Raw genomic sequence first — 391 nt, 5'->3', positions numbered from 1 at the left:
GTGGGGGCGGGCGAGTTGTGGTGCGGCAGGCCAGATGGCGTTGCGTCGGCCGCATTCAGGCCGTTCGACACGCTGATCGCGACACGCGCCAAGACTTGATACGGTTGTCGATCAATTGCTCTGCGACTCGTCCCACGCCGTATCGCGCGAGCGGGTGGTTCGGGATCGAAGCATGATGAAGCGTGTGCAGACGAGGCCGGTCACGGTCGTAGCGGTCCCGGCCCATATCGCGCCCACCGTTGCCGACGAGGCCACCGCATCGGTGATCGTCGTGCTGCAGGTCCAGCTGGCGCTCGCCCGCGAGGTCGTGGTGCCCTGGGTGGCCGGCGTTGACGTCTCGACTGCAGGCCAAGGGAATGGGCCGCAATCGGCAAGTCGTAAGCTGAGCTGG

At 66.5% G+C, this 391-nt stretch carries 1 protein-coding gene; it reads left to right on the top strand.

Annotated features, from left to right (window positions below; genetic code table 11):
* Window positions 1–172 precede the first annotated feature (172 nt).
* Window positions 173–391 (top strand): hypothetical protein (locus MKL09_RS00005; protein ID WP_244016799.1); only part of this gene is annotated, 219 nt, incomplete at its 3' end.

Source organism: Methylobacterium sp. J-048, assembly GCF_022829515.1.
Lineage (GTDB): Bacteria > Pseudomonadota > Alphaproteobacteria > Rhizobiales > Beijerinckiaceae > Methylobacterium.
The sequence above is the reverse complement of the archived record's forward strand: the minus strand, read 5'-3'. Positions and strand labels throughout refer to the sequence as shown.